This is a genomic window from Halorubrum gandharaense, from assembly GCF_054654575.1.
Genome location: NZ_BAAIET010000001.1, coordinates 530,812 through 557,490, shown reverse-complemented (window position 1 = coordinate 557,490; position 26,679 = coordinate 530,812). Strand labels below are relative to the sequence as shown.

The 26,679-nt window shown below is 56.5% G+C and carries 17 protein-coding genes and 1 pseudogene; 5 read left to right on the top strand and 13 right to left on the bottom strand.

Features of this window, described 5'->3' with window-relative positions; all coding sequences use genetic code 11:
* Positions 1-91: 91 nt before the first annotated feature.
* On the top strand, positions 92-2,395 hold the full coding sequence (locus ACYQ07_RS02590; protein ID WP_459876970.1) for a homing endonuclease associated repeat-containing protein: 2,304 nt from the start codon (positions 92-94) through the stop codon (positions 2,393-2,395).
* A 14-nt stretch (positions 2,396-2,409) separates the two neighbouring features.
* On the opposite strand, the gene ACYQ07_RS02585 is transcribed toward ACYQ07_RS02590, so the two are convergent.
* Genes ACYQ07_RS02585 through ACYQ07_RS02565 form a run of 5 tightly spaced genes read right to left on the bottom strand, consistent with a single transcriptional unit; the run spans position 2,410 to position 12,421 of the window.
* Complete coding sequence (locus ACYQ07_RS02585; RefSeq protein ID WP_459876967.1) at positions 2,410-3,111, bottom strand: hypothetical protein; 702 nt, start codon at positions 3,109-3,111, stop codon at positions 2,410-2,412.
* Positions 3,101-6,004, bottom strand: a complete 2,904-nt coding sequence (locus ACYQ07_RS02580) for a P-loop NTPase family protein (protein WP_459876964.1) — start codon at positions 6,002-6,004, stop codon at positions 3,101-3,103. The genes ACYQ07_RS02585 and ACYQ07_RS02580 overlap by 11 nt, the downstream gene beginning before the upstream one ends.
* Positions 6,001-6,834: a hypothetical protein gene (locus ACYQ07_RS02575; protein WP_459876961.1), complete on the bottom strand. Its 834-nt coding sequence runs from the start codon at positions 6,832-6,834 to the stop codon at positions 6,001-6,003. Before ACYQ07_RS02575 ends, ACYQ07_RS02580 begins: the two co-directional genes overlap by 4 nt.
* On the bottom strand, positions 6,831-7,760 hold the full coding sequence (locus ACYQ07_RS02570; protein WP_459876959.1) for a hypothetical protein: 930 nt from the start codon (positions 7,758-7,760) through the stop codon (positions 6,831-6,833). Before ACYQ07_RS02570 ends, ACYQ07_RS02575 begins: the two co-directional genes overlap by 4 nt.
* Positions 7,757-12,421: a DEAD/DEAH box helicase gene (locus ACYQ07_RS02565; protein ID WP_459876956.1), complete on the bottom strand. Its 4,665-nt coding sequence runs from the start codon at positions 12,419-12,421 to the stop codon at positions 7,757-7,759. Before ACYQ07_RS02565 ends, ACYQ07_RS02570 begins: the two co-directional genes overlap by 4 nt.
* Before the next feature lie 802 nt (positions 12,422-13,223).
* Here ACYQ07_RS02565 and ACYQ07_RS02560 point away from each other — a divergent pair.
* On the top strand, positions 13,224-17,267 hold the full coding sequence (locus ACYQ07_RS02560) for a DEAD/DEAH box helicase (RefSeq protein ID WP_459876953.1): 4,044 nt from the start codon (positions 13,224-13,226) through the stop codon (positions 17,265-17,267).
* Complete coding sequence (locus ACYQ07_RS02555) at positions 17,239-17,679, top strand: phospholipase D-like domain-containing protein (protein ID WP_459876950.1); 441 nt, start codon at positions 17,239-17,241, stop codon at positions 17,677-17,679. The genes ACYQ07_RS02560 and ACYQ07_RS02555 overlap by 29 nt, the downstream gene beginning before the upstream one ends.
* Positions 17,680-17,694: 15 nt before the next feature.
* Here ACYQ07_RS02555 and ACYQ07_RS02550 read toward each other — a convergent pair whose 3' ends face one another.
* Complete coding sequence (locus ACYQ07_RS02550) at positions 17,695-17,970, bottom strand: hypothetical protein (protein ID WP_459876947.1); 276 nt, start codon at positions 17,968-17,970, stop codon at positions 17,695-17,697.
* Between the two features lie 501 nt (positions 17,971-18,471).
* Here ACYQ07_RS02550 and ACYQ07_RS02545 point away from each other — a divergent pair.
* A complete protein-coding gene (locus tag ACYQ07_RS02545) occupies positions 18,472-21,519 on the top strand; it encodes a DUF262 domain-containing protein (protein ID WP_459876944.1) in 3,048 nt (1,015 codons plus the stop codon).
* Between the two features lie 218 nt (positions 21,520-21,737).
* Here ACYQ07_RS02545 and ACYQ07_RS15475 read toward each other — a convergent pair.
* From ACYQ07_RS15475 to ACYQ07_RS02515, 7 genes and pseudogenes are all read right to left on the bottom strand, one after another.
* Positions 21,738-21,956, bottom strand: a pseudogene (locus ACYQ07_RS15475) (DUF8156 family protein); the annotation flags it as partial.
* Between the two features lie 213 nt (positions 21,957-22,169).
* Positions 22,170-22,409, bottom strand: a complete 240-nt coding sequence (locus ACYQ07_RS02540; protein WP_459876941.1) for a hypothetical protein — start codon at positions 22,407-22,409, stop codon at positions 22,170-22,172.
* Complete coding sequence (locus tag ACYQ07_RS02535; protein WP_459876938.1) at positions 22,402-22,659, bottom strand: hypothetical protein; 258 nt, start codon at positions 22,657-22,659, stop codon at positions 22,402-22,404. The genes ACYQ07_RS02540 and ACYQ07_RS02535 overlap by 8 nt, the downstream gene beginning before the upstream one ends.
* 254 nt (positions 22,660-22,913) lie before the next feature.
* Positions 22,914-23,264, bottom strand: coding sequence for a helix-turn-helix transcriptional regulator (locus ACYQ07_RS02530; protein WP_459876935.1), 351 nt, complete (start codon positions 23,262-23,264; stop codon positions 22,914-22,916).
* A gap of 129 nt (positions 23,265-23,393) precedes the next feature.
* Positions 23,394-23,579: a hypothetical protein gene (locus ACYQ07_RS02525; protein WP_459876932.1), complete on the bottom strand. Its 186-nt coding sequence runs from the start codon at positions 23,577-23,579 to the stop codon at positions 23,394-23,396.
* Positions 23,580-24,038: 459 nt separating this feature from the next.
* Positions 24,039-24,215: a hypothetical protein gene (locus tag ACYQ07_RS02520; RefSeq protein WP_459876929.1), complete on the bottom strand. Its 177-nt coding sequence runs from the start codon at positions 24,213-24,215 to the stop codon at positions 24,039-24,041.
* 352 nt (positions 24,216-24,567) lie between these two features.
* Complete coding sequence (locus ACYQ07_RS02515) at positions 24,568-24,930, bottom strand: hypothetical protein (protein ID WP_459876926.1); 363 nt, start codon at positions 24,928-24,930, stop codon at positions 24,568-24,570.
* A 134-nt stretch (positions 24,931-25,064) separates the two neighbouring features.
* Here ACYQ07_RS02515 and ACYQ07_RS02510 point away from each other — a divergent pair, with 134 nt between their 5' ends.
* The gene (locus ACYQ07_RS02510; protein WP_459876924.1) at positions 25,065-25,391 is read left to right on the top strand and encodes a hypothetical protein; all 327 of its coding nucleotides are present in this window, start codon (positions 25,065-25,067) and stop codon (positions 25,389-25,391) included.
* The last annotated feature ends 1,288 nt before the right edge of the window (positions 25,392-26,679 follow it).

The following is a 26,679-nucleotide window of genomic DNA, read 5'->3' as shown; positions in this document are numbered from 1 at the left end:
GTATCACACCGTCACGTTTTCGGTGTCGGATGAATTAGAAATAGGTGATCAAGCACCGGATTAGTCGTCGATCAGGGGTGTGCGAAACTCGATGAATGCAAAGAAGATCGTGGAACGAGCGAAGGGAGACGTAGACCAGAAACTGCTTGAAGGCACTGGAACTGGTGGCGTGTTGACGGCTGGATATTTTGCCGATGGCCCGCTAGTTGACCATCTCGATTCGACCGAACAAGTTGAGTACGCACTACAGAACCTCACTAAAGGGTTTGTCATCGGTGATGAGAATACAAAAGAAACGGTCAGCCCCGATACGAGCTTTCGAACCGCCCTCCTCGTTACGGACGTTCGGCTGCTGTTCGTCGTGGGTAAAGACGGGGGTGACGTAACGTTCTCCGTCCCTCTCGAGGATTGCTATGATGTGGAGATCTCGACGGGGATACTCAAGAATCGAATCACGGTTCATACCACCTCGAACACGTACGACATGTACGTCCAGAAAGGAACGGACGTCGAAACCGTCGCAGATTATATAAATAACGGTTCGGCGTCTGCGTCACAAACTACCGAATCAGACGCTAATCGACGTGAGAAACGGAAAGAATCGGCAGCTTCTGCATCCATCGAAACGACTCCCGAGGATACGCCGGACTCAGAAAGTCACGAAGCTGATCGAGAAACGACTAATGGAGGTGTAGACGACAATCCGGTCGATGAGGATACCGGAGACGAAGGAGACCGCACCCCCGTTCGGGAAACCGGAGCTGTAAGTGACAATGGGTCCCCGGAATCACCCGCTAAGTCGGAATCAACCATCGAAGTCCTCGTTTCTGACGCAAATGAGCAACCCATCTCCGGGGCGTCTGTCGAACTAGCAGGATCAGTGTTCGATGTCGATGCAAGCACGTCACAGGCCGGTCGGTGTAGTGTCACGTTACCCGTGAGCTCCGGCACAGTGGACATGACCATCGACCATCCAGACTATCGTCCAACAGAGGCGGAAGTCGAAGTAACCAACGGAGCGGTGATCGATGTCGCTCTGGAACACATTGACGACGGAGGAGGAGAGAGTTCCGACAGCTCATCGCCGAGCAGTGACAAGGAGTCATCCGCCAACGCCGGTTCGAACGACACGGAACAAACTCGTGAGAACCTTCTGAAAGAGTTGGTTGAGTTGGACGAGAGAAATTCCCGAAGAGTAACGAGAGGACGAATGCGAACGGACGGCAAGTTCGAACCGGAAGATTACGAGGACGAATTTGGATCGTGGTCCGACGCACTTGAGGAGGTGAAATTCGATGAAGAGGAAAGCAACGAAGGAACCTCCACCGGACGGAGCCAGCAGGAGGCCTACACGAAAAAACAGGTCCTCAATGCAATCGCGGACGCCATTGATCACCTCGATGAACGCCCGAATACCATGGAAATGCAGAAATACGGTGAGATGTCTCCTTCTCCGGCTTACCGCTACTTCGACACGTGGGATGATGCAGTCTCTGCAGCTCTCGACGCGCATGACGTACTCGCCGGCGAGAATGAGGTCACGGAGGAAGTAGACCGCGAGAAGAACGAGGTCACGGAGGAAGTAGACCGCGAGAAGAACGAGGTCACGGAGGAAGTAGACCGCGAGAAGAACGAGGTCACGGAGGAAGTAGACCGCGAGAAGAACGAGGTCACGGAGGAAGTAGACCGCGAGAAGAACGAGGTCACGGAGGAAGTAGACCGCGAGAAGAACGAGGTCACGGAGGAAGTAGACCGCGAGAAGAACGAGGTCACGGGGGAGCGAGAAGCTCCCAATGAGGCTAAGTCGGAGCCAGAAGCACCCTCTGATACGGATTTCGAGTGGGGCGAATCGATAGCCGATCCACTCGCAGGTAATCTTGTTGACGTTCCAGAGGGGCGTCTCTCAGACGTCATCGCTGGCATCGTTCAGGAACAGAACCCCCCCGGGAGCAAGCGTGACGCCCTTCTGAGGGTGGAGACTGCCGCTGCCGATCGTCTCAACTTCACCATCTGGAAGAAGCACGATGTCGACTTCGACTTCGGGACTGGTGACACAATACGACTCGACGAAGTTCGTCTCAAACGCTGGGAGACGGACGACGGATACGATCACGAACTGAGCAGTACGAAGGACCTCTCGGTCACCCTCGTGGATGGGGATCTGCCGTATGCCGACTCTGAATCGGAGCCGGAAGCTGGAGCGAATGAATCGGGGGAAGATGCAGCACAACGGCTCGTCGGTATCGGTGGTGCGACGAAGAGCGACGCGGAAGCGCTCGTCGACGCAGGATATCTGACGACGGACGATCTGAAGGCAGCCTCACTCGAAGAACTCCGATCAATCTCCGGGCTTGACGATGGGACCGCCCTGCGGATGAAAGCAGAGTTTGGATAGCGTGGTCGCCTAACTTAGGATAGCGCCAGTTCGACGTGACCAACGAGGTCTGAATCCCGGAGCTGTTCGATCTGTTCGTCTGTGAGCTCGTCCAGGTAGAGTTGGTCATCCGACAGCAGTCCATCGACGATCGGCTCTAACGTCGTCCCTTCGTACGGGCCGAAGATCTCCTCGCGACACTCGTCGAAATATCGACGCATGTCTTCACCGTACTCCGCGGCACGTTGCTTGAGCGTCTCGAAGTCCCAGTCCTGATCGCGATACACCTGCCCCTTCCAGTCCCAGTCAGAGAGAAGTTCGTGGACTGCCTGGAGCTTTACTTCGCTCACTCGTCCGACGCGCGCGTTGAGCCTCTGCATTCCGTCGACTCGGCTCCGCATCGTGATCCGAGCTTCGTGGATTTCGTTGCTGATCCGTCGCTTCTGGTCTTCTACATCTTTCTCGAGATCGTCGATGCGATCGCCGAGAGCCTCGAAATCTCCGGCATCCAGCAGGTCTCGAGCTTCGGACACTGACCGTTTCGCGTCGTCGTCGATTTCTAGATCGGCCTGCAGGAACCTCTCAGCGAGGATCCGCTGCAAAATCGTCTCTTCCATCGTTTCGGCGATGTCCTCGAGCCTGGATGCGAGTTGGCGATGGCGGTACTGCTGGTAGATCTCTTCGATACTCTCCTCGAAGTTCCGGTCGTGGTCTGCTGATTGTTGTTCAGTCGACATAGTGTGCACTCACCTCCGTGAATTCGTCCCCGAGTTCGGCAGAACCGCTGGTTCCCGTTAGCGGGACCGATCGGAAGTCCTCGACTGTGCGGTCGTTATCCAGCTTGAGGCTGGCCAGAGTCGCCGTAATCGTCGAGAACTGGTCGTTCCCGTACAGGCGATTAGCGAGCTTCGCGGCCCCGACGGTATCGTTCACCTCGGATTGGCTGTGGGTACAGGCTTGACCGAGTCGCTCCGTCAGATCGGGGTCGACGCTATCGTACGTCTTGAGCTTCTTGTACCGGTCTTTGATTCGGTGTACGTCCGTCCCGGTCAGCATATCCGTGACGTACTCGACTGTCTCCCGCTGATACCCGTGATCGGTAGCGTCGCTGAGCGCCTTGCGGACGTCGTACATCGCGTTCGCGATATCCCTCACGTTGTGTCCCGACGCAAAGCGAACGCGTGCTGCGATGTTGCCGATGTACTGCCGACCGAGCATCTTCAATACCTGATACGGAGGGTGGCGATCCAACCGGTCCCGGACCGCGGGAACGTCGAGTGTACTCGCAGACACCCCCAGTAGGGAGCCGAGGACGTCCTCGACGTACTTTGCGTCGTCCATCGTGTCTTCGATTGCCTGCAGCTCCTCGTGACTGAGGATGTCCTGCAGCCCGGTAAGTAGCTGCTGGTCAATCGAGAACTCGTCGTCTGACTTGTACCGCTCGTTCAGACGCTTCGCGTCCACCTCGTGCCACGGGTCGTCGAGAACCGTGAGGGTCGCGTACGTAGCGAGGATGAAATCGGTGAAATCGTATTGGGCGTGTCGCTTGTAGAATACCTCGTCGGTCTCCAGCTGCGTCTCGAAGATCCGGTCCCGCCATTCCTCGGCGTAGCCGGTGAGCTGCGTGCCGGCGGCCTCGAGCTGCGCGTCGTAATCGGCGGAGCGGGGCGACATATCGCGGCGGACCCCGAACTCGACGAGCCGTCGGAGATCTGACCGACGGAAGTCACCACGGTCGAGGACTATCTGGTCCTCGTCCGGCGCCTCGTTCGAATCGGGGTAGACGAACGGCGATTTCTGACTACTGAGCATGTAGCGCAGCGAGGTGCCTTCGATCAGCCGGAAATCATCAGTGATCTCCTCCAGCAGGTCTCGCAACGCCCGCTTGATGTACTCGTCCGTGTCGATGTACTTCTCCGGGTCCTCGATCCACGAATCGATCTGGACCTTCTGCTCCTCGATTTCGCGTTCGGTGGGTGATTTTCCGTTATCTCTACCACTACCGCCACTTCCACCGCCACCTCCACTACCACCGGAACCCTCACCGTTCCCTGATATGGTCTGGCTAGCGTCGGCGGTAGACGAGATAACCACCTCACCGTCTCCGACCTCGATTACGTCGGGGAGGCCATCCGTATCGAATCCGAACGCATCGACGAACTTCCGGCTTATCACGACTGAATTTCCACGTTCCCGTCCGTACCACTTCGCCAGATCGGCGTACGTTTCGGCGTCTTCGTACACTTCGTCGGCGACGGAAACGGTGTTGCGGAGCGGCCTGAGCGCGTCCGAAGACGATGGTGCTTCAACGAACCCTTCGTGAAAGTCCTGCAGGACCTCGAAGACGGTCATGATGTACTCGCGGGGCGACTGCTGACTCTCGTCTAACCCGGCGTAGATGCGCCGCAGGAACGGCTGGTTGAACGGGAACAGGTCTCGAAAGTTTTCTTCACAGAACCCGCACTCTGCACATATCGACCCGCTGGGGGCTTCCTTGAGGTCGAAGGCCCCGTCTTCGGTGTCGCGGTCGTAGCGAACGCTGTCGTCGTGAGACTTGATATATCCCAGATATGGGCGGACGAAGTCGACGGCGGACTCCTCGTCAAGGAACAAGACCGTGTTCGAGTCTTGCTCGTTCGTTTGGAAGAACTCGAAGCGGTCTTCGGCCGTTCGCGTGTGGAGGACATCGGTCGAGTCACGGGTCCCGGCGATGATGAAGTCCCAGTTGTCGGACGACTTGTCCCGCTCCATGTATTTCCGCAGGCGCTCGGCCTCCATCGCCGCAATCGAGAAGTCCTCGAACACGATGACCGGACGCGTATCCTCGAACCGGTCCCCTACCTGCTCCAAGACATCGTCGAGAGAGGCGGTGTTGTATTGGTCACGAATGACCTGCCAGAGGGCGTCGTTGAACGCATTCACCGACGTTTCGACGTCCACACTCTCGTCGAATATCTGGAGTTCCTCCCGCTGCTTGTAATCGTTCTCGCCGACGAACTGGATCTTCTGTGCGTACTCGCCGCGTTCGACGAGCCGCTCCAGTTTCTCCGCGACGTAATCCCGGACTTCATTCCCCTGGTTTGCTCCAGGTGCAACGTCGAAATTCTGTCTCCGCAGGCGGAGGATGGCGCTACCGGTGACAGTATCAGCTACCACTTGCGGAACTTCGACGATGTCGTCACGGAGGTTCTTGAAGTCGGATGCACCGGGAAGTTCCTCCCCAAATTGCTCCTCATAGAACTCCGGGATCCGTTCCGAGAGGATTGACATCAGGTCGTCGTCCTTGTCGATGTGGAGCATCGGGCGCCCCTCCAGTCGAAGCTGGTGGGAGAGATATGCGCAAAGCTCGGATTTGCCGGTCCCGACCTCGCCCTCGATGACGACGGCGAAGTTCCCGACCCGGTTCTCGGAGAACTCCTGATAGATCCGATCTTCGGTCCAGGTTTCGCCACCAGCGGACGTTCCGCGGTATACCTCCATTGGGCGGTGCGTGAAGTCGAAGAGGTCGTGATCCTCGGACCGAACCGCTGCGACCTTACTGAAAAGACGGCGGAGCGTCTCCTCATCGACCTTCTCAAAGTGTGGGCAACGGGCCGTTTCCTCTGCGTAGGGTTTGACGATGTCGTTCATTGGGTCACCTCAATCGAGTTCGCATCTTTGTCGATCCCCTTCCGTCGTGGGACGCCATTCAGGTCAACGACGGCGGCGTCCCCAGACTCGACGATTCGGATCTTCTCCTTTCGGACGAGGTTGAAGAGCACTCTCGACAGCGGCGACGGAACGTTCCCGTCGCTCGTGAGTTCGACGAGGAGAAGGTTCTCCCACAACCAGTCGACGTAGTCGGTGATCGTCACACGGTTTCCGGACCCGACTTCGTCTACTGCGAGCTTTATCGACTCGTTGATCACGTCGGGATCGGGATACACCGTGTGTGTTCGACCGTTCGCTTTGTGGACGAGCCCGAGATAGACGACGAGTCGCGACCAGTTGACGAACTTGTGTTCGTTCAGGTCAATCTCCCCCTGCTGAGAACGGGGAACGTACCCACGGTCGCGGTGCCAACGGTTGATAGTCTCGTACAGCGCCCCGTCGTTGGACTCGAACGCTTGGATCTCCTCCTGGAGCAGATACTGGTAGTTCAACAACACGACTGACTGTCGTCCCCAGTCTGATTCGGCGGCCTCGGCTGCGAGATTGTGGAGAACGCCGAGGCGGAAGTCGAGTTCGTCCTCGCCGGTTTGCCACGGAAGATCGACCGTGTAGTAGTCGGGCTCCTGTCGACCGACGAGGCCGACGGCTCGCAGCCCGCTGATCCCCTGGTTCAGGAGGTCGCTATCGAGCGACGTGTCATCCTCAAGTTCTTCTTTTGTTGTGTTGCCCCGCTGGATGGATCGATAAACGGTCCGTAGCGGCGCGGGTGTCTGTACCGCGTTCAGAATGTATGGTGCTGTTTCGCTCATAGTGGATTCGTCAACCAGTCGTGGTACCGTGCTTCAATCTCGTTCGCGTCCGGGTCGAGAACATCTGCCGCCTCTCGGGCCTCCCGCATTTTCGGGCTTCGCTTGGCGTAGGAGGGGTCAAAAGTTGTGCCTTCCAGTGAAACCGACCGATTCAGGTCGTGGGCGACATCCGACGCCGTCCCCTTGTCCCACTCGATCCGTCGGCGGAGCCACCCACCGAACGCCTCGATCATGTCGTCGCTCGCCAGCGGAGAGACGCCAAGTTCGCCCCGTCGAGCGAAGATTTCGGAGAAGGTCCCGTACAGCGGCAGGTATGGTGCCTCGGTGAGTTCCTTGAACAGTTCCGTCGTCGTGTCCACGGATTCGTCCTCGACGAGTTCGTACAGGTTCGCGTTGTCCTGCAGGAACAGGTTTTTGGTGTCTCGGAGGGGGAATTCCCAGCCGGCATCCTCGTAGTGCTCAGCGAAGGCGTCGTACACGCGATCGTATCGCCCGATTCGCTGGCAGAACGGCTCCTGATACAGCGGACGGAGCCCTCCTGCCGGCTGGAATCGGCGCTCGTCGGCGACGACGACGAGCGTTCCGTCGGCACGGGCATACCGGTCGACGATGTCGTTAATCGTGAACCGTGTCTGTTTCTCGTAGTAGCTCGTCGTGACCACGCAAAGGTCCTCGGTGGGTGGGAGGTCAATCCCGCCGATGACGTGGTAGTCGTATCCCGGGAACGAGTACTGTCGGCCTCCGCGTTCGTACTGCCACGTGTGCTTGAGCTGGCGCCACGATGTCGGATACGTTGCGTGCTCCACACCAAGGTACGTGAGCGCCGGGATTGCACGGAGCTTCCAGTAGTGGACGTTTCCGTCCGGGTCGTGGATGAACGCGACGTCGGCGTCCTCGATCCGACGCCTGATCGCCTCCAGACTCACCGTTCCTCCCCACCGACGACGGCGGCCAGCGTCCGGTGGTCAAGCAGGTCGTTCTCGAGGTAGTGGCTCGGCGTGCGCGAGAGCAGGAGACACTCGTCACAGTAGTCGACGCAGCGGTCACAGTCGGCGACGTCGACGACGTGGTCGGCAACTTCGGCGAGGCTCTCGTGGACGTGCCAGCTGATCCCGTTGCCACCCTGCCGGCCGTCGACGATGTTCACCTCGACGGCGTCCTCCGTAATCGACGCCTTGACACGGTAATCCGACCGGTCACACTTGACGACGACGGGGATCGCCCGGTCGAACGATTGCTCCAGACTCGTCAGCAGTTGCGGCCACGACGCCGTCGGGTGCGTCACCTGTCCGAACCGGTCCGTGATGGCGTCGCGGTCGAACCGGAGCCGGAGTCCCTGCGTGTGGTGTTGCTGCCCGATCGGCCGATACGTCTCTTCCTGGGATTTCTCCAGACGTTCGCGCCATGACATGCCGGCGGTCGACCCACCGTCCTCGTCCTTCTCGATGAGGGCTTCAGACCGCAGAATCTCGGTCGAGGCGCTCATCGAGTGTCCCCTCTCGAACGCGTACACGAAGTCGGTCAGCTCGAATTGTCCGTATTCGACCTCACAACGGAGCCCGAACAGCGTTGTCTCCTCTTGCGCGCGTTCGGCGTCGGTTGGGCGAATGTAGGTGGACATCTGCGAGTACGTCCGATACCCACGACGCCCGCCCAGCGCCGCAGAGCATTCGACTGAGGAGATTCCGTGGATCTGTGTAATGACGAGATCGGAATCACAGTGGGGACAAGTGACTTCGTCGGGGTCGAAGCTCCGGAACCGGCGGTCGCATTCTTCATTGTCACAGACGGCGACATCGGTCAGCGGTGTCGGCGTCCCGCGAACGTCCTCGACGATATAGTCAGTCCCGTGGAGCGACACCATTCCGCCGAGGTCGTTCTCCTCCCCGGGATACATGTCGTACAGGCGGCCGCTCCCCTCGAAGGAGATCTTCTCTTGCTTCCCGCTAAACTTAACTGGGAAGTTTTGCCCAAAGCTACGGTAATTGGCGAGGTACCCGAGCTTACTCAACCACTGGTCAAGGCGGGACGTATTACTCGTGAGGTCTTTGTTCGTCGCCGCGCCGGTCGACATTCCGCGGAGTCGTGAGAACGTCTGGTCGACCCGCCGTGACAGCGATAGCGGTCCGTCGCCAAAGAACACCTCCTCGTACACCTCGACACCCTGGTCGCCGAAGATGCCACGGACGTAGTCTCGGAGGACATCGTCCATCTCCTCTTGGATGAACTCCTGGAGGATGAACAGCTTCTCCTCGACCGAGGAGACGAACTTCTCGAGGTTCTCCAGCTCAGGCTCTAAGAGTCGGTACGTGAGCTCGAACACCTTGTCCTCGTGCGGGTTGCGAGCGAGGTAGGCGAACACCTCCGTGACGACGTGTCCGGCGAGCACCTCGTCGAAGTCCTCCGGGTCCGGGATACGAACCGGCTCGAACTCCCCGAGATAGCTGTCAAGATTGGCGTAGTAGTGGCCGTCAACCGGATGCTGGCCACGGATAACGGTCATGACGAGCGACGAGCTCCCGCGCGTCCGTCCTGTCCGGCCAGATCGCTGGACATAGTTCGTGAGCGTCGGGGGGACGCCCACCTGTGCGACCGTGTCGAGGCTCCCGATGTCCACGCCGAGCTCCATCGTCGGCGTCGAACTGACGACATTCACCTCGGGCGGATCCTTTCGGAACCCTTCCTCGATTGCGCCCCGGATGGCCGGGGAGATGTTCCCCTTGTGGATCCCGACGGTGACGAACTCAGCGTCCGAGCCGCCACGGATCGGCTCAGTCACGTCGTGCGCCCAGTGGTCGACGGCGTAGTCCCATCCCGAGTCGACATCGGCGTAGCCGGGATCGGCGACGAATCCCCCATCTTCGGTCTCGGTGAACCGACGGTACGTCTCGACGGACGCGCCGCACTCCCGACACGTATCGACGGCTTCGCCGTCGCCGTTCGTCGGGAACGACGCGTAACACTCCGCACAGAACGCCGCTTCGGCGAGGAGGACGAGGTTCGAGTCGTCTTCACGGACGTTCCGCGTGAAGACCCCACTGTCGGCCGGAGGTTCGACCAGTCCGCTCCGTTCGAGTTCGTCGCGAGCCTCGTCGAAAAAGTTCCCGACCTTGGCGCGCTTCTCGTCGTCAGTGATGTTTGCTTGATCGACGGCCCGCTTGAGCGACTCGTGTGTAGCGATGGTGATGATCCCCACGTCGAGGAATCGAAGGATGATCTCGTCGAGTACTTCGTCAACCCGGACGCGGTCAATCTCCAGATCCGAGCCGAGCCGATCGAGGATCTTCTCTCGCGTGAGCCCGTCGATTTCGACGCCGGCGTACTGGAAGGACGCATCCCCGAGGACGAACCGCTTGTAGAGCGCGTGTGCAATCGTGATGTCGACGGGGTCGTCGAACGACCGGACGGCATCGGCGGTAACGAGCGCACTGTCTAACAGGGCCTCACAGTTCGAGAGGTAGGCGTGTGCCTCGATATCCTCCCGGAGCGGCACGAGAAAGTTGTACGCTTCTGCGTCTTCGTCGAGGTTGTCCTGCACGAGTGGTTCCCAGTACTCCTCCCGAAGGGTATTGGAGACCGACTTGAACAGCTCGTACTGGTCGGCCTTCCCGCCCGTCTCCATCAACTCCTGAAGGTAGATGGTCTGGGCCATCAACCCGTACTCGGTGTTGATGATCCCCTCTCCCACGCTCTCGGCAGCGCTGTGAGAGTCGGAGAACACGAGGGTCTTGTTCGATGGGGAAACCCGGCACACCTCGGAGAGCATGTAGGACAGTAGCGAGGAGGTGGGAACGCCGATGTCTGTTAGCCGGGGCGATCCGCCACATCCCGGACAGTCATCGTCAGCGCTGCCACGGACCGGGGCGAATTCCTTGCCCTCCTCACTGTCATCGATCGCGACGTGAGGTTCGTGACAAGTCCCCTTCCGACAGAACTGGACTTCCGGGATGGGCGCTTCCCCGCATTCCCAGCACTTGTTGTCCCGCGAGAGCGTACCACAAGCTCGACACCAGTGAACGCGGTGCGGTGGCTTGAGGAAGACGTGGTATTTCTCGGTGACAATGCCGGCGAGCCGACCGAACGCCATTATCGTGTCGAGCAGCCCCTCCGGATCCGAGACGCCTTCCTGCTCCGCTTCCGAGACAAGGTCGCCGTACGATCGGAACCCGACTTCGCCGGTCGTGTCTCGATCGAACCATTCGGTGAACGCCGCGACCTCCGGAATCTCCTCGAGAACGAACTCGTACCACCCGCTGGCGAATCCTCCGGCCTCGATGGCGGCCGCGACGAGGGCGTCTCGCCCCTCGTCAGTCTGCAAGAGTTCGTTGATGTCGGTCGCTTCCCCGGATTCGAGGAATTTGCTCGCTGCGTCGTCAATCGGGTCGAACACCCACTCCGACGCGTGTGCTGCAGGAGCGATGGCAGTGCGATCGAGTAACCCGACCTCTCTGAGAGTCTCGACTGCGTTTTCGAGTTCGTGTTCCGCGACGTACTCTTCGGGGTGCGCGACATCGAAGCGAGCGATGGCCAGTGCGATGACGATGTCGTTGAGCGTAGTCGGCGCAAACCGGTCGAAGTCCGGTGTATCTCGAACCCTGAACTGACGCCCTGTGAATTCGACGCTGTTGATCGATGCTTCTTCACTGCCGGTGAGGGACGCGGCCAGCTCTGTCGGATTGTCGACCGTCGCGGACACCATTGTGACCTGCGGGTCGTTGTCCGCGTAGAACGTTTTGAGACGCTGCGACAGCAGTGAGATTGCCGCCCCCTGAATACCGCTCCAAACGTGTGCTTCGTCGAAGACGATGTGTTCGAGTGGTTGCTCGCCGGGCTGATTGCCAAGAATTCCCCGTGTCTCCGCCTTGTCGTTGACGAACATGTAGTCGAGGGCCTCGGGGTTCGTGAGCAGTATGTCGACCCCCTGCCGAATGGCGTCACGCGTCACTTTGATCCACGAGTACGTATTGTCCGACGTTCCGACGGCGGAGTCGTTCAGAATCCGGAGTTTCTTGTCGGGGTTCCGCGGATCGATCAGCCCACGAACGTACGTTCCCTCCTCGATCTCGAAGTCCCGAGTGCCGACGCGAGCGGGAGTGTCAGAGTCCCAGATGCCGATGGTGATCCGGTCTTCGGGCGGTCGGTTTCGGTTGATCCGATCGAGGTACGTGATGAACCGGTTGAACTGGTCCGACCCCAGCGTTTTCATCGGATAGAGGATAGCCGCTTTCAGGCCCTGCTCATCGGTGGAGAGACAGGAGTTGAGGATCGGCAGGAAGAACGCCTCAGTCTTCCCGGACGCAGTCGGGACCGCGAGTACGTTGTCTCCTGGCTTAGTCTCTATCGCCTCGATCGTCTCGGCCTGGTGTTGATACAGTTTCCCGTCCGGATCGCCGCCGAACAGTTCATGCCGAATGGCGTCGACGATCGCGTCGTCGTAGTCGAGGGCGCCGAGGAACTCAGCTGCCGTCTCGCTGTGGAACGCCGGGGCGTCGACGAACTCCACGAAGGGACCCTTCCGTTCGATCGTGTGGTCAGTAACGAATGACTGGGCACCCTCGACACCGTCTATCTCGTTGAGATTGGTCATCGCACGGTTCCACCAGGTAATCTCTGCTGCCCGTCCCGTCGCTGCGTCGAGTCTCGCTTGTGGTGAATCCATCTTGTGTATCCGATTATGGGGCGCATTCGCGGTAGGACCGCTCACTGATGCTTCTCCGTTTGCTACAGCTGCTGCTAGAGTTGTAACCTACCGCTGTTCTTACTATCGCGGCCTCGTGGCCTCTGGATATGGCCGTGATTGTATGAGTCTGACCTGATTGCAAGAGAACAAAAAATTACCGCACCTCTGGAATTCTGATGTTATTGGACCTAATTCGAGTAATATCAAGTTCTGTCTCCTCAATCACCTCGATAGTGTCATATACTTTATTAGAAGTCTGCCACCCAGTAAAAAATATAATTCGTGTTACTATATTGTATTGACTAGATTTCAATTCAAACAGAGACCTGTGATTAGATATTTGGCAATTGTCTTCTCAACGTGGTTAATCTGGAATATAGGGGCATATCAGAAAGTGTTATCGGTGAAATAGATCCAAGCCGTAAGTGAGCGGCGGAATGTTTGATATCACATCCAAGGGGCGTCCAGCGCAATTCTTGGAGTGACGTCGAAATATATCTGTAATATTGACAATCTCCTTATACGTACATCTTCGATTCTCCATGAAACACGCTCTCATCTCCAAGTACAAACATGAACCACACCAGAAACTGATCGGATAATGCCATTTTATGTGGTCGATCCATCCTCGCGTGGCACGATACGAGAACGCCCGGCCGCCGCCGCAAGATTAAATGGAGTATCGGAACCACACGAGATATCTCAATCGATGAAGTATTTTGACCCGAATTCGGATCGTTCACGCGTCGATCGGGACGTAGCACCGCTCGTGCAGGGGCTCCTGGAGAACACACAGATTTTCGGACCGGAGACTGAAGATCCTCCTCGTGTAACCTCGGCACTCAAGTACACGCAAGAGCCTCAGAAACGGCGGAATCCTGGAAAATACGACGGTGACGATCCCTTCATCGAGAGCATCATCGACATCTTCGGGTTCGATCCACTGGAATTTCAGCGGACCAGCTGGGAACTCGTTCGGAACTTGAACCGGGATCGACGGGACGGTAATTCACGTGGTGCGATATTCTCAGCACCGACGGGATTCGGAAAAACGGAAGCGTTCCTCGGTCCCCTCTACCAGCTACTCCGGAACGAGGAACTAGATCGTATCGCCCTTGTCTATCCGAGTAAGGCGCTTTTACAGGATCAGTTGAGCCGCGTGCTTCGCCACTTGCATGCAATCAAGACCACCAGCGAGGATCAGCTCTCGGTTGGCGTCTGGTCAGGAGACACCGCGTATCAGCCCGAGGATGTCTCGACGGCCGAAGCCCTGTTTGAGGGAGTCGGCCGCGACAAGCGGTTCAGGCTCGCGAACTGCTGGTGTGGTGAACCTCACGATCCGCACGCGTTCCGATACGAGGGAGGAGGATCCCATTATGACCTTGTCTGCGAACACGACGACGGCCACCGGTTCAGTGACGAAGAAGTCGTCTTGAACCGTGAGGATATCCGTCGGTCCGGTGGTCCGGAGATCGTAATGACCACGCTCGAATCACTGGAACTGTTCGGGCTCAAGCCGAACTACGACCTCATCGACGAAGTCGACGCAATCGTCTTCGACGAGATCCACCTCTATACCGGAATTCGGGGTGCACACACGGCGAACGTCGTTGACAACCTCGAAGAGATCACTGACCAGTCCATGCTCTGGCTCGGTGCCAGTGCGACGGTGGACAACGCGGAACAGTTCGCGGCGAAGATCTTCCCGATACCGGACGGTCGGATCGAAGCTGTCGACCCACCGGACGCGGACTTCGCCACCAACCACGATGACAAGGAACACTACTTCTTCCTGAAGGCGACAGAGGACGGTCCGGGCGTGTCCTCGATGTTCATCCAGCAAATCCTCCTGCTGGGACACGCGATGCTCCAGCAGGAGGACGGACCTCGCGGTAAGCTGTTGTCGTTCATCGACAGCATTAGCCAGGTCAATCAGAAACGGACCCAGCTAGAGGATGCCGACAGCCAGCGGGAACTCTGGCAGTACCACACCGAACTGGACGGTCCCGGAGACTGGCGAGACGTCGCCGAAGGGATGGACCGAGAGTTCATCGGAGAACCACTGGAGTTCTCGTCCGTCTTCTCGGACGTCGGTTTCGATGCCTCCGTCATCCAGAGTGACGTGCTCCTATCGACGAACTTCCTTGAGGTAGGGATCGACGTTGGGGACATCTCAATCGTCACTCAGTATCGAACCCCTTGGAACCTCTCGTCGTTCGTCCAGCGCGTCGGGCGTGCCGCGCGGGAACCAGGAACCGACTCATACGTTTTCGTCTTCCTGTCCGATCTCACGAGCGACGCGAACATGTTCTATCGGGCCGATCGCTTCCTCGGCTCCGAGATCCGTACTCCGCTGAAGCCTGACAACGACGTCATCGAGTGGATCCACAATCGTTATAAGGAGTTCTACGACGTTTCGTCGAGGATTCAGGACCGCCAGCATTACTCTACGCAGGTCGAGAAACAGGAGTTCCACGAGGAGTATCTGATCGACGAACTTGGATGGGATGCGTATCACGAACTGCTGACCGATCCCGAGACGGTGCTGTATCAGGAACTCGGGATAGAGAGTTCATTCGAGCCACTGACCGGTCAGGAACCCATCAAGCGGGTGTTAGCGAGGCTCGAAGACCGCGAAGATGAAATCGAACGGAAACTCGACGACCTCGGTCTCAACGACGATACGGCAACTACGAACACCGAGCGGGAGATGGTCGAGGGCGTTCGTAAAGACGTACTCGGATACGTTCGAGAACGGCTGGATCTCGTCGAGGAGTGCCGTGAGCACGAGGAACGGCTCGTCGACGAAACGTTGATCGACGATCTCGAATCCCAGCTCGAAGAAGTACGGACGATGATCGCGGAACCGGGCGCCGACCCGAGTGATGATCTAGAACACTTCCGGGACGTACTCCCACTGCTTTACGGCGTAAAAGCGAGTGTGCTACGGCTTACGAACGCAGCCAAACGCGCGGACGTCGACCTCCCGCGGCTCTCGCACGACGTCGGCGATCTCGAGGATGCAGTCGACCGTATCGCTGAGGCTCTTGACGACGAACGGGCGTCTGCGCTTGTCCGCGAACGAAAACGGATTTACTACCTCAAGCAGGCGCTCGGGGAACTGCACAGCTATCAGTCCATCCCGTCGAACTTCCTGAGTCTCTACTACGTGAAACACCTCCTCCGGGGCGGGTACTACTACGACCGGTTCCTGCGGGCCGCCGGCGATTCGCTCGCCGATGAGGTCTGGTACGTCCCCGAGAACTACTTCGACGACGCGGGACAGTACATCACTGTCTTCTACGGCGCCGACGACAACGAAGGGAGCGACCAGTCAATCGACAACCTCGTCCACTCCTATACACCCTTCAGAAGCGAGTACAAGCAAGAGGCCGGGAGCCTACAGGCCTTTGTGCCGGAAACGGTCACTCGGGACGGCACGGTTCAGTTCGTGTTCGACGACATTCCGGGAGAGCGGCGGGACGACCTTATCATCCCCGACTCCATCCGCCTCGAGGACATCGCCGACCTCAGCGGTTCGAAGGCGCTCAACATCGTCAGGTACTGTCCGGAGTGTCTGCAGATCCTTGAGCATGACAGCTGTCTCCGGCACAACGACCGTGCGTATGGGAAGATCCACGCAAGCGCCGATGTCGAAACGGCGGTCGAACTCGGCGAGGACGCCGACTCGCGTGGGATCGCGACGTTATCAGACGTTTCCGGGGAAGTCAAGCTTCGGGGAGTCTCGCTGGAGATCACCCCTGCGACTTACGCACGGTCCCGTGACGAGTACATTTTCACCGGTGGTGATCGCATCGAGCGCCACATCGAGACCCCTGAACAGACGCTCGGATTCGAGCTCGACACGCGCGGACTGACATTCGACATTTCCGAGTTCCTCGACCGGATCGATGATCCGAACGTCGTCGAGCGCCTCGACAGGTACAAGGACCGCTCGACGGTCGAATTGCGCGAGATGGGCGCCCACACGGCAGCCCACTTCTTCACGCAGCTCGTCGCCGACGTGGCCGGTGTGACGCCTGGTTCCCTGTTCTATGGAGTCGACCTCGAGGAAAAGGTCGTGTACGTCTTCGAGCGGTCGCAGGGCGGCCAGGGGCTCGTTGACCTCGTGTTCGACGACCTTCGAGAAGATCCAGGGAACGCACTGGAATCCGTAACGCGGATCACGTACGATCCGCAGGTGATCTGCGAGCGGTTGTGGTCCGAGGAGGCGTTTGTCGACGACCTTCCCTTTGCGGACGTCGACCGGGACGCCATCGAAGGCGCGGTCCGCGCTTCGGATGAGGTACCGGTGTTCGACCACGTCGTGGAGCAAGTGGTCGAGGAAGTACAGTCGTCTATTGACAGGGCCAACCAGTTCGCCCGGGAGGAAGGCCTCTCCGCCCGCCTGGCGTACCGTGTCAAGCACGTCGTCGCCTCGGCTCGTATCGGTGGGCAGGACACTTACCCCGAAAGCGAGGTGAACCAGGTCTTGCCGAACTTTGACGGCCACGGGCGCGTCGAGACCCTTTTCTTCTCGCCCGATATCGACGGCTGCGTCGAGAACCTCCAGCTGGCTGAGTGTACCTCCGGACACGACCAGTCCGACACGCTGAGCTACGTGCTCCTTGAGGAACTCCGCGAGGAGCTGATCCGGCGAGTACCGAATGAGGAACTGGGTGACGAACTGTTCAAGCGTGAAGTCCTGCCAGGAGGTGAGTACGATGGGACGAGCGTTTTCCTTACCCTCTAGCGGGCTTCGATACCTCCTCGGACACGCGCTCGTCTACGGCGACCACGTCGCGATCTGCTCTCCGTGGCTCAGCGATGTCGACGTCCGTCTCCCTCTTGCGCCCGGGGTCGACGATCGGCGAACGAAACTCGCCGCCGCCCTCCGCGACGTCGATACTGACGTCGACGTGTACGTCCGCCCCGACGAGGAAGCCAACGAGTACGCGCTGTCCCGACTCGCCGGCATCGAGAACGTTTCCGTCACTAAGGTTCACGACCTCCACGCCAAGGCAGTGATCACGGAGACGTACGTTTACGTCGGCTCCGCGAACATCACGCGTGGAGGATTGCTGACGAACCTGGAGCTCTGCAAGGTCCTCGAGAACGAGTACGAGGACGTTGGGACGTACCTCGACGAGGAACTCGAACTGTAGGGAATCGAAACTGGATCAGTGTTCCCGCTGGCCCGCAGGATCAGTCTCCGTGCTCGCATGGCCCTCCCCAGGGCGCCGCGTACGGATAGGTTCGACACCGCTCTTCCGTCGGGCGTGCGGAGAGTCCTTCTGGGATGCAAGGTCTACGGAGCGAAGGTCGTTCCGGAGGGACGCCGCGTACTCGTCCTCATCCCGTTCTCGCTCGACCGTCATGGGTGTAATATCGACATCACCGCTCGTCTCGCCCACGTCGACGTACAGTAGCGTGAGTTTCACCAACCTCGACGTCATACGTCCGTTCCGCAGCCATGCGTACGTGCGGAGCTGGCGAGCGTACTTGCCGCTGGCGTAGTCCTCAACGTCTCGTTGCTGCCGAGCAAGCGACATCCTGTCTTGTGAAAGTCGGACGTACCCAACCCGCTCTACTCATTGACAACCGTCACCTCGAGCATGCTTTCGTATTTGACCTTCCAATCGAGGCGATTACCCTCCAACTCCATCGCATCGCCTATCCCTTTTGGAACGGTGACCTTGTACTGCACGTTCGCCCCCTGGCTGACTCTACCTCTACGTCGACAACTCATCAGCGAGCGCGGGGGAAAGTAAGTGGTTCTATGACACTGGTGTTCTGTACTTCCATACAGTCAATTCAGAAATTGTGAACTAAATCTCCCATTTTGATATTTTGACTATGTCAAGTTATGGATGGTAACTATAATATAGCACCTATGCTGAAGTTATGACAGATTTATAATACGTTACATTGATATGTGATGGCTTGGAGATATGAATATGAGAAATAATGGTTCTGAAGGTGCACTTCTTAAAACTATCATTGGTGGATCCGACTCAGTAGGTTCACAACTGGATTTTGATGCAAAAGATGGGGCAGACGACTTAGATGTCTCTACTAGTGAGTATAGAGACATATTTAAAGATATTGGTGATACTCTTGAGCCAAAGAATGAATTCTTGGGTGAAATTCTAAACTCAGGTAGAGAACTTTATGTTCCAACCTTTCAACGAAGATATTCGTGGGAAGATGAGAACCACGATCAATTCTGGGCCTCTGTTATGGACCTTTTCACTAGTCTACATAGCAAAGAGTTAGAGAGTGGAAAGCTTGATCTCAAACCCGCGGGTTCAGAAGATAGGCTTGAGGAGTTTTACTTCGGAACAATATATCTTGCAGAAGAAACTGATGGCGAAACAGGTGACGAGATCTACGAGGTCATTGACGGCCAGCAGCGCTTGGCCACCTTATTCATAGTATTCAACCAAATAAATAAGCGGCTGAAGTCTTATGAAGTCGCGGTTGACGATTCTGCGGAGTATTCTTCGAATACACATGAAGGAATAAAATTTTTCAGAGGGGCAATGGTGAGAAAATTATTATATACCAATATCATGAACGATGGAAATGGGAATTCTCTACGATTGAATATGACTGCTCATGATGACCCATATTTCAAATCTTTATTCGATGAAAAAATTTCTCGGGTTGCTGAATATCTTGAGGGAATGAAAGACGGAAGCTTTCCAGATTGGCGTTTGATTAGGGGGACTATTGAAGATGATCTTGAAAGAGCTGGAGAACTCGAAGACCTGGAACTTGAGGATCTGAATCTTGATGAAAGCTATGATTCACTAGATGAAGTGTTAGATCAGTCAAAATACAAAGCAGGTTCCCATGAGAAGCTTATATCCGCAAACAAACAATATGGTGAATACATAGATCTCTTATTAGACGAAGAGCTCGACCTGGGTGACAACGAGCTACGAAAGAGATCAATTGCCTTAATCAATCTATCAGTAATCTTATTGTCTGCTTTCCGTATTGTGAGGTGTCGATTTACGTCACCTGTTGATGACACATTGAAAATTGATGTATTCAAGTCATTGAATGAGACTGGAAGTAGCCTAGATCTACATGACAAGATTCGCGCTAGAGTTGTAGCGAAATTCGGTATCAATTCAGATCCGGCGACAACTTTCGATAGTCTAGTTGAGTACTTCGGAGAAGATAGCGGACGCATCAAAGAATATCTGGTAGATTATCTTCTTTCGGTAGAGTCTGAAACAATATACAAAAAGGGAACTATAAATGATAACCTACTTCAGGCTTTTGCGACCCGTAAGTCCTCGATGCGACCGATACCTTCGCGGCTTGTAGAGGAAGATGATGATGATGACTCTCCTGAAGAGTTCATTAAATCAATAGAGAAACATGCCGATAAGTACCGTGATTTAAAAAGTGCTGGCTCCGAAGAGAAGTTTAGCTTGGATAGTTCCTATTTTGATGATGACACTATTCAATATGAGTGCGAAAGCATACTACAAGATTTAAATGGCGATCAGTGGAGGCCGTTCGTGTTTCGTATGTATGTAAAGCTAGCTGAAGACTCTACTATCGTTAATGAGCAATTTTTCAGGGATATGCTAGAGTTAACTGAAATATTTATGATCCGCAGCTCATTTTCGAGGAGTAAAGCTACCGCTATCGACCAGGTGTTTATTGCAGGGTGCTATCACTTCAACAATGCAAATGTGCCAGATTTCGGGGATATTTCAGTTTATGATGAGGACGACGATTGGATTGAAGCTACTGAAGAATTCAGTTCTAATACGCGTCAGATTATGGAAGCTCATTTTATAAATGAGTCCTCTTGGGGCAAACTATCTGGTGGTGAGATCGTGCGGAATATGCACAGCCCTTCATGGTCAAACCCAAAGAACATCCTGAAAAAAATTGGGCGAAAGAACGCTCTTTCATCATCTGGATTAGGTCGTAGTGGTCCGATTGGTCCAAGGAAAATCGACTTTGCATCAATTGAACGTGAGCACATTTTTCCACAAAATCCTACTCAATTAAGTAAAGAGAACGAATATGCGTGGTATCAGCACTTCTTTAAAATTGACGAAGACGATGCTCCTAGTGAAGAACTAAGAGCAGTATATGAGTCTGCAGTCGACGATGATACCGACGAGGAACGCATTCAGGATCGACTTAATGACCTTTCTGAGGCATATTTAGAAGATATTGGCAACAGCATTATTCTGCAAGACGACCTGAATAATAAGGTAAGTAACCGGCTCTTTTCAATCAAAATAATATGGTATTACCTACGCTGTTACCGAGACTTAACTGATTTTGGAGAATATCTTGGAGATTATGATAATCTTGATATCGAAGTTGAAGACTTTGTCAAACTAGTTTGCGAATTCGGTTCAGCACTGAATGATGGTGAAATCAAACTCTTGTTGAAAGTGACTGTAGGAGTATTCGAAACTGTAAGCATTGACAATATCAATAGTTGGACTACGGACGTTACTATTTCCCAAGAACCAAGAATAACTCCATCTGAATTCAGTGACGAATTTGACGAATTATCTAAATTTTACGAAGAATTCGATCTCGATGGGGGAACTCACAGTGACTTACGAAATAGATATGACCTGTATGAAATCAATGATGCAAAGCTCGTTCATGAAACTGATGATAACGAGGAAGTCAAAATAAAGATGTTCATCAATGATTCTATTGAGTCTATCATTTCAAAAATCGCATCCAAATATGATGAAACTACTAGGGAAGAATCTGACTCAGATGGTGATGACGATGATATTGAGAGCACTGACACAGCTGATGATCTGATTGTTACAGAATTTAATAAAAAATGGAATTGGAAGAAAGTGGTAGATCGAAAATCATCTCTAATCATTGAACTTAAGAAGCTCGTACAACTTGATACTGTTAATGACGAATTCCGAGATCATGATAGCAATGAGGAAGAAATGGAATATCACAAAAGGCGTGTAGAAGAGGCCCTTCGTTATTAAGGATATCCATCGAATTTGTATGACTAAGATTGTATAATCTACCCATACACGTTGGAATTGATGCCCGTTCTTAAACATTGAAACAGATGGTACACTACTAGAATTTCTTGGGCACGGGTTTGTGGACACTCAGATCATCCGCTAAATTCTTTCACAACACCAAAAATAGGGGTATTAAACAATGAAAAATGAACTCATTGCCAATCATCTATCATCTCCTATTTTTCCTCCAGCTCAGCAATTCGCTTCTCTTTCTCAAAGTAACTTGACATGATGATCGGCACGAGTCGATCCTCGTGGTTAGGCACCCCCCCGGCGTCGGCGTGGTTTCTCTCGTGGACGAACAAGCGCTCGAAATGCTGCTGATCCTCCAGCCGAAGGACACGCCGATAGTCGTCCCATTGCTCTTCTTCGCTCCGCAGCAAGTCGCGGTACGTCGGATTCGTGCGTCACAGTATTGCACCCCAACGGTGCCCGCCGCGCGCTTGGCCGTCGACGCGTTGTGCATCCGGGCGCATTGCTCCAAGATTTCGCGCCAGTAGGCGAGCGTCTCCGTCTCGACGATGTCATTATCGAACCGCGGACAAAAGGGGTTTCGGCATCGGAGGTGCGTCGACGCCGTGTTCACGAGCTGTGCTGAAAAGTCGTCTTCATGAACTCAAGTGACGACCACGGGACCTCGTTAACGCGAGCAACGCGTGCGAGGGCTGCAAGCGCCCGACCTGCATTGTCTCGGCCTGCTTCTCGGGCATGTCGCCGTCGCGATACTGCCGGTCGGCGCCGGTCGCAACCACGACGGACGCATCGTCGAGCTTGCTGTTCAGCCGATTGACGAGCGACGTGTGTTGGTAGGGTGTGAACCTGACGGCGATGTGGATCCGCTCAAGCACACGCTGATGCGGGACAAGCTCTCGAAGACGGGTCGGCGGCGCCGGAGGCGTCCACCCAGTAGGCAGTCCCGTCGCCGCCGAGCACCTGGTGGATGAGCAAAGTCTGGACGGGCGTGACGCCGAGCTCGTCATCTACGTCGAGGAGTGTGACGCTGGCGCCGACCACTAGCAAGTCGCGCTGCACCCTCAGGAGCTCGTACCAGACTGACAGCGGATCCTTCTCGTCCGTTTGCGTCGTTGTGTCTTTCATCGTTGTTGTCAGTGGTTCTGGCCGACATTTGCGGCTCGAAACTTGTTGGAAGCTTGATTTCCGATCCTTTGGACACTAAGCGCCCCGAAACCCGAAGAGCTGTGTCAGAAGCGACCGCCGGCGCTCTCTCGCAGACGTGGTCTTCGTCGCTGTCGCCGGCATCGAGCGCTTTCTCGTCTCGGTCAATGCGGTCGCCACCCCTTGGATGGGTGTGACGGCCATTCGTGAGCGTCTCAAATTCGCCATGGGAAGCGTCACCCGTCATACGCACCCTCCAGCGTCTCAGAGAGCGATTCGTGATACGCTTCGAGAATCTTGTAAGCCTGGTCTGTTGGGTGGTAGGCGTTCGTTCGTCCGTCGACACTCTCAGTCTTGATCAAGCCTGCGGCTTTGAGCTCGTTCAGGTTGGTGTAGAGGCGTCCGTGGTTGATCGGTTCCGTGTACCGGTCTTCAACCCGCCGTTTCAGGGCCATTCCCTTCGGTACTTTCTCGCCATCGAACTCGATGGCGACCAAGAGAAGGTCGCGCTGGAATGCGAGTAAGTCGTGCACGGTGATTTCGTCGTTGTGCGTCTCGTCAGTCGAATCGGTGTCTGCGTCAGTCATGGTAGAACCCGCACTCCACAGAGGTCGTTCGTCGTACGCTGCTGTCTTCTCTCTCAGTTCGGTGAGCAAGCTCTGAGCACGCCATCGAGGATCCGTCAATCACCGTCGAGGCTACTTCCCGAACTTCCCTCACAGCAGTCCCTCCCAATTCTTTTGAGCAATCCGGTTGTCTATTTTCTTCAATCGCTCGGGAGGCACTTCCTCCGGGTTGCGGATCGGGATCTTGAGGTAGGTCCGCTCACCGAGCGAGATGATCTCTCTGTTTCGGGTTATCATCGCGAATCCGAGGTTGCTCAAGATAGCTCGGATCGTCATGCGCATCCACCGGGCAGTGTCGTCAGTGATACGCCCTGGGAGGGTGTACCTCGTAAACCCGGGTGCGAGTGCCCAATAATCGTGGGACTCCCCGTCGTACGTCGCGTTCCGATAGCGGAGCAGTTGGTTGATCCCCTCTCCGATGGGCGAGCCATAGTTGTCGTCAGTCTTTTCACCTCAATTCCGACGGTTCCGATCGACGGATGTGAGGCAATGATGTCGACACGGCCGATTCGGCCATCGGCCCACACTTCGGACTCGACATCCCAGCCGGAATGCCGAAGCACCTTGATCAGGTGTTTCCGGTATTCCGTTTCCGTTCTGAAATCGCGTATTCTGAGGTGCTCTGGGCCGTCGACTTCGTCTTCTGTCGTGCCGGTCATTGTGTTGGGGTGTGGTTGATCAGCTGTTTGTGGTGTTTCGTACTCGGTGCCGTTCCAGAACTGTGTGTAGCCGCCGTCATGGCTGCACGATCTCGAACATCTGTACGTGTTCGCGCCCGACGGTTCGCCACGTGCAGCCGGTCCAGACTTGCTCGATGCGCCACTGGCCGGGAGCATCCGTTCGGGGCTCGTAGCGGACGCGCCGGCGCTCGCCGGCGGCGACCGTGTACGTGACGTGCGTGGGCTCACTCATCAACGGCCTCCTGGGGCGGCTGTCGCGTCTGTGGAGCGCAGTCGAGGCACTCACGCTGGTCACGAGCTGCGGCAATGATGCTGCCGCAGATCTCACATTGGCGGCCGTAGAGTTGGACTGCTCGGCGGCCGCTCATTGCCGTACACCTGTAGGAGGACTGTTTGGTGTGGTCGCTGCGTGTCGATTGCTGTGCGAACGTTCTTGCGTCCGCGGTCTGTGTTTGTACATGGGTCTCTCAGAGAAACCCAGCCCACGTGTGCCAGCACGTGGGTCCCTTTGTCGGTACCTTAGACTGGGTCTCTACTAGAGATATTGCTATGGGAGCACATAAAAACTTCGCTTATAGGTGCAATTATTCGCCTATACGTTCTATCCCAGACTCTGTAATGTAATAGTATGTCCGCCGCCCACTCTGATCTTCTGAGAGCGGCTGAATTTCGCCCTGATCTAGGGCTTCTTTGTCGCATCTCATCACGTGGCCAGAATCATTGAGACGGCTGAGAATATTTTGAATAGTTCGATAGCTGAAGGTGATGTCTCGCTCCACTTTCAGGCCGCGAAATATCGCTTTAGGTGGGAGCGCAATTCCATGTTCGTATAAAAAGAGGAGGACTTCGTCCTCACGCTCCTCAGCTGGCATGAACTCCCATTTAGAACCAACGTGGGTATTCTTATCGGAATCTTCATATTGGTCCTTACTAGCACTCTGTTGCATCTTGTAAACACAATCTGTGTCTACAGGTGAAAAACTATATGGTATTGCATCTATAAGCGAAGTACAGGCCTGCCTAGCGAGTACATGAAATGGGGCCGGCGGAATCAGCGCCGGCCGACAGGTGGGCCGCACCCATGAACACAGACGACATCCCGGGGCATAAACGCCCCGACCGACCTGAGGACACGCTCGACGACGGACATACCCACGACGATCCCACATCGTCGGCGATCGCACATCTGCGTCATGCAGTGCAGTTTAGCAGCGACGGCCACGCCCGGTTGGCGACCGACGCGCTCGGCGCGGCCGCCGGCGTGCTTGCCGTCCACGGGCCCACACACGCACTCGACGATGTCCGGAGTGCACGCGCCGTCAGTCCCACGTCTCCGGAAGCTCGCTATCACGTGCGGCATGCACTCCAGCGATTAGTCGGAGACCTCCCCCGAGAGGAGTCCGACTGATGGTCGTTCACCTCCGACCCCAGTAACTGCCGATGGCGACGCATCCGCCTGCGGCCCGCGAGCGACGCGTCCGTCTCGTGACCGGCACCTCGCCGGCGTCACCTGACGGGATCGTTCTCTCGTCGGTCTCCCCACGGTTCACGGAGTGGCTGCCGGAGCTGCTCACGAAGCTCCGGCCCCATACCGAGCGTGCCGTTCGCGCACACGCCGAAACAGGGACCCGTCCGTGGCACGTCGCCGAACGCCTGCTCGACCGGACACTTCCGGATCGACATACAACGGAGACGACGTGGCGTGACGACGTAGCCGAGGCAGTCGCGTACACGCAGGCGGTCGCCGAGCTCGCCCTCAAATATCCGGAGTCGACCAGCGACACCCGCTCGGAGTATCACGATCGGCGACTCGAAACCCTGCGCGATACGGTGGAGGCCGTCGGCACCGGACGAGGTGCAGTAAACGCTGGACTTGGTGCGCTCGCCAAGGGACCGGTTGCGCTTCACCGCGAACTCGACGAGCGCCCGACGACCGTGACCCTCCTGCTGGACGGCACCGCCTGGACGGAGCTTGGGGACCGACGGACCGGCGTACGAGCGCTCGCCACCATTGCGGTGCTCGCCGCGGGCTTCGACGTGCGGGTGGTCGCATCGCCTGCACTGCAGGACCACCTCGTCCGACGCTACCCGCGGTGGAGCGAGACGCATCTCGGTCTTACTGGCGGCCGGGACGGGTCCCACACACTGCGACACCCCGATTGTACTCCACGTGAGACTCCCGACACGCATCCGGCGTGGGACGCACTCGACGGCCTGGAGCGCACGCCGGGCAAGCGTCGCTTGCTCGGCAACCTCGCGACGGAACGCGAGCGCACGTATCGCGACCTTGCTGAGGATCACGCGATCGCCGTTGAGGCGGGGACGGTGAGCCGGTACGTGCTGGATCTCGAAGCTCGCGGACTCGTCACCGTCAATCGCCATCGCACACACAACACGGTTCAGCTCACCTCGATGGGCGAGACCGCCGTCGACCGCTTTCTCACGCCCGAATTCGAGCTTCTCCACCCGGATCAACAGCGCCTCGACGCGAGTCTTACTGGCACCCCTCACGCTACAACAAGTACAGTGTCCCCCCGCCGCCCCACCCAGGGGGCAGCCAAGACACCGTCAACTGAGGAGTGGCTCGCTGATACGGGCACCCCCGAGGAGACCGGTGAGTACGTCCAGTGGCTCGATAGTTCGAACAATGTAGGAACGTGCCACGACCGGTTCGCCGCCGTCGCTCGCGACGACGG

Coding starts and splice junctions, on each gene's coding strand:
- ACYQ07_RS02575 (WP_459876961.1), bottom strand. CDS start 6,834: ATGAGCGAAACAGCACCATACATTCTGAACGCGGTACAGACACCCGCG.
- ACYQ07_RS02530 (WP_459876935.1), bottom strand. CDS start 23,264: ATGACTGACGCAGACACCGATTCGACTGACGAGACGCACAACGACGAA.
- ACYQ07_RS02550 (WP_459876947.1), bottom strand. CDS start 17,970: ATGACGTCGAGGTTGGTGAAACTCACGCTACTGTACGTCGACGTGGGC.
- ACYQ07_RS02565 (WP_459876956.1), bottom strand. CDS start 12,421: ATGACCAATCTCAACGAGATAGACGGTGTCGAGGGTGCCCAGTCATTC.
- ACYQ07_RS02590 (WP_459876970.1), top strand. CDS start 92: ATGAATGCAAAGAAGATCGTGGAACGAGCGAAGGGAGACGTAGACCAG.
- ACYQ07_RS02510 (WP_459876924.1), top strand. CDS start 25,065: ATGAACACAGACGACATCCCGGGGCATAAACGCCCCGACCGACCTGAG.
- ACYQ07_RS02525 (WP_459876932.1), bottom strand. CDS start 23,579: ATGACGATCCGAGCTATCTTGAGCAACCTCGGATTCGCGATGATAACC.
- ACYQ07_RS02515 (WP_459876926.1), bottom strand. CDS start 24,930: ATGCAACAGAGTGCTAGTAAGGACCAATATGAAGATTCCGATAAGAAT.
- ACYQ07_RS02555 (WP_459876950.1), top strand. CDS start 17,239: ATGGGACGAGCGTTTTCCTTACCCTCTAGCGGGCTTCGATACCTCCTC.
- ACYQ07_RS02535 (WP_459876938.1), bottom strand. CDS start 22,659: ATGAAAGACACAACGACGCAAACGGACGAGAAGGATCCGCTGTCAGTC.
- ACYQ07_RS02520 (WP_459876929.1), bottom strand. CDS start 24,215: ATGAGTGAGCCCACGCACGTCACGTACACGGTCGCCGCCGGCGAGCGC.
- ACYQ07_RS02585 (WP_459876967.1), bottom strand. CDS start 3,111: ATGTCGACTGAACAACAATCAGCAGACCACGACCGGAACTTCGAGGAG.
- ACYQ07_RS02560 (WP_459876953.1), top strand. CDS start 13,224: ATGAAGTATTTTGACCCGAATTCGGATCGTTCACGCGTCGATCGGGAC.
- ACYQ07_RS02580 (WP_459876964.1), bottom strand. CDS start 6,004: ATGAACGACATCGTCAAACCCTACGCAGAGGAAACGGCCCGTTGCCCA.
- ACYQ07_RS02545 (WP_459876944.1), top strand. CDS start 18,472: ATGAGAAATAATGGTTCTGAAGGTGCACTTCTTAAAACTATCATTGGT.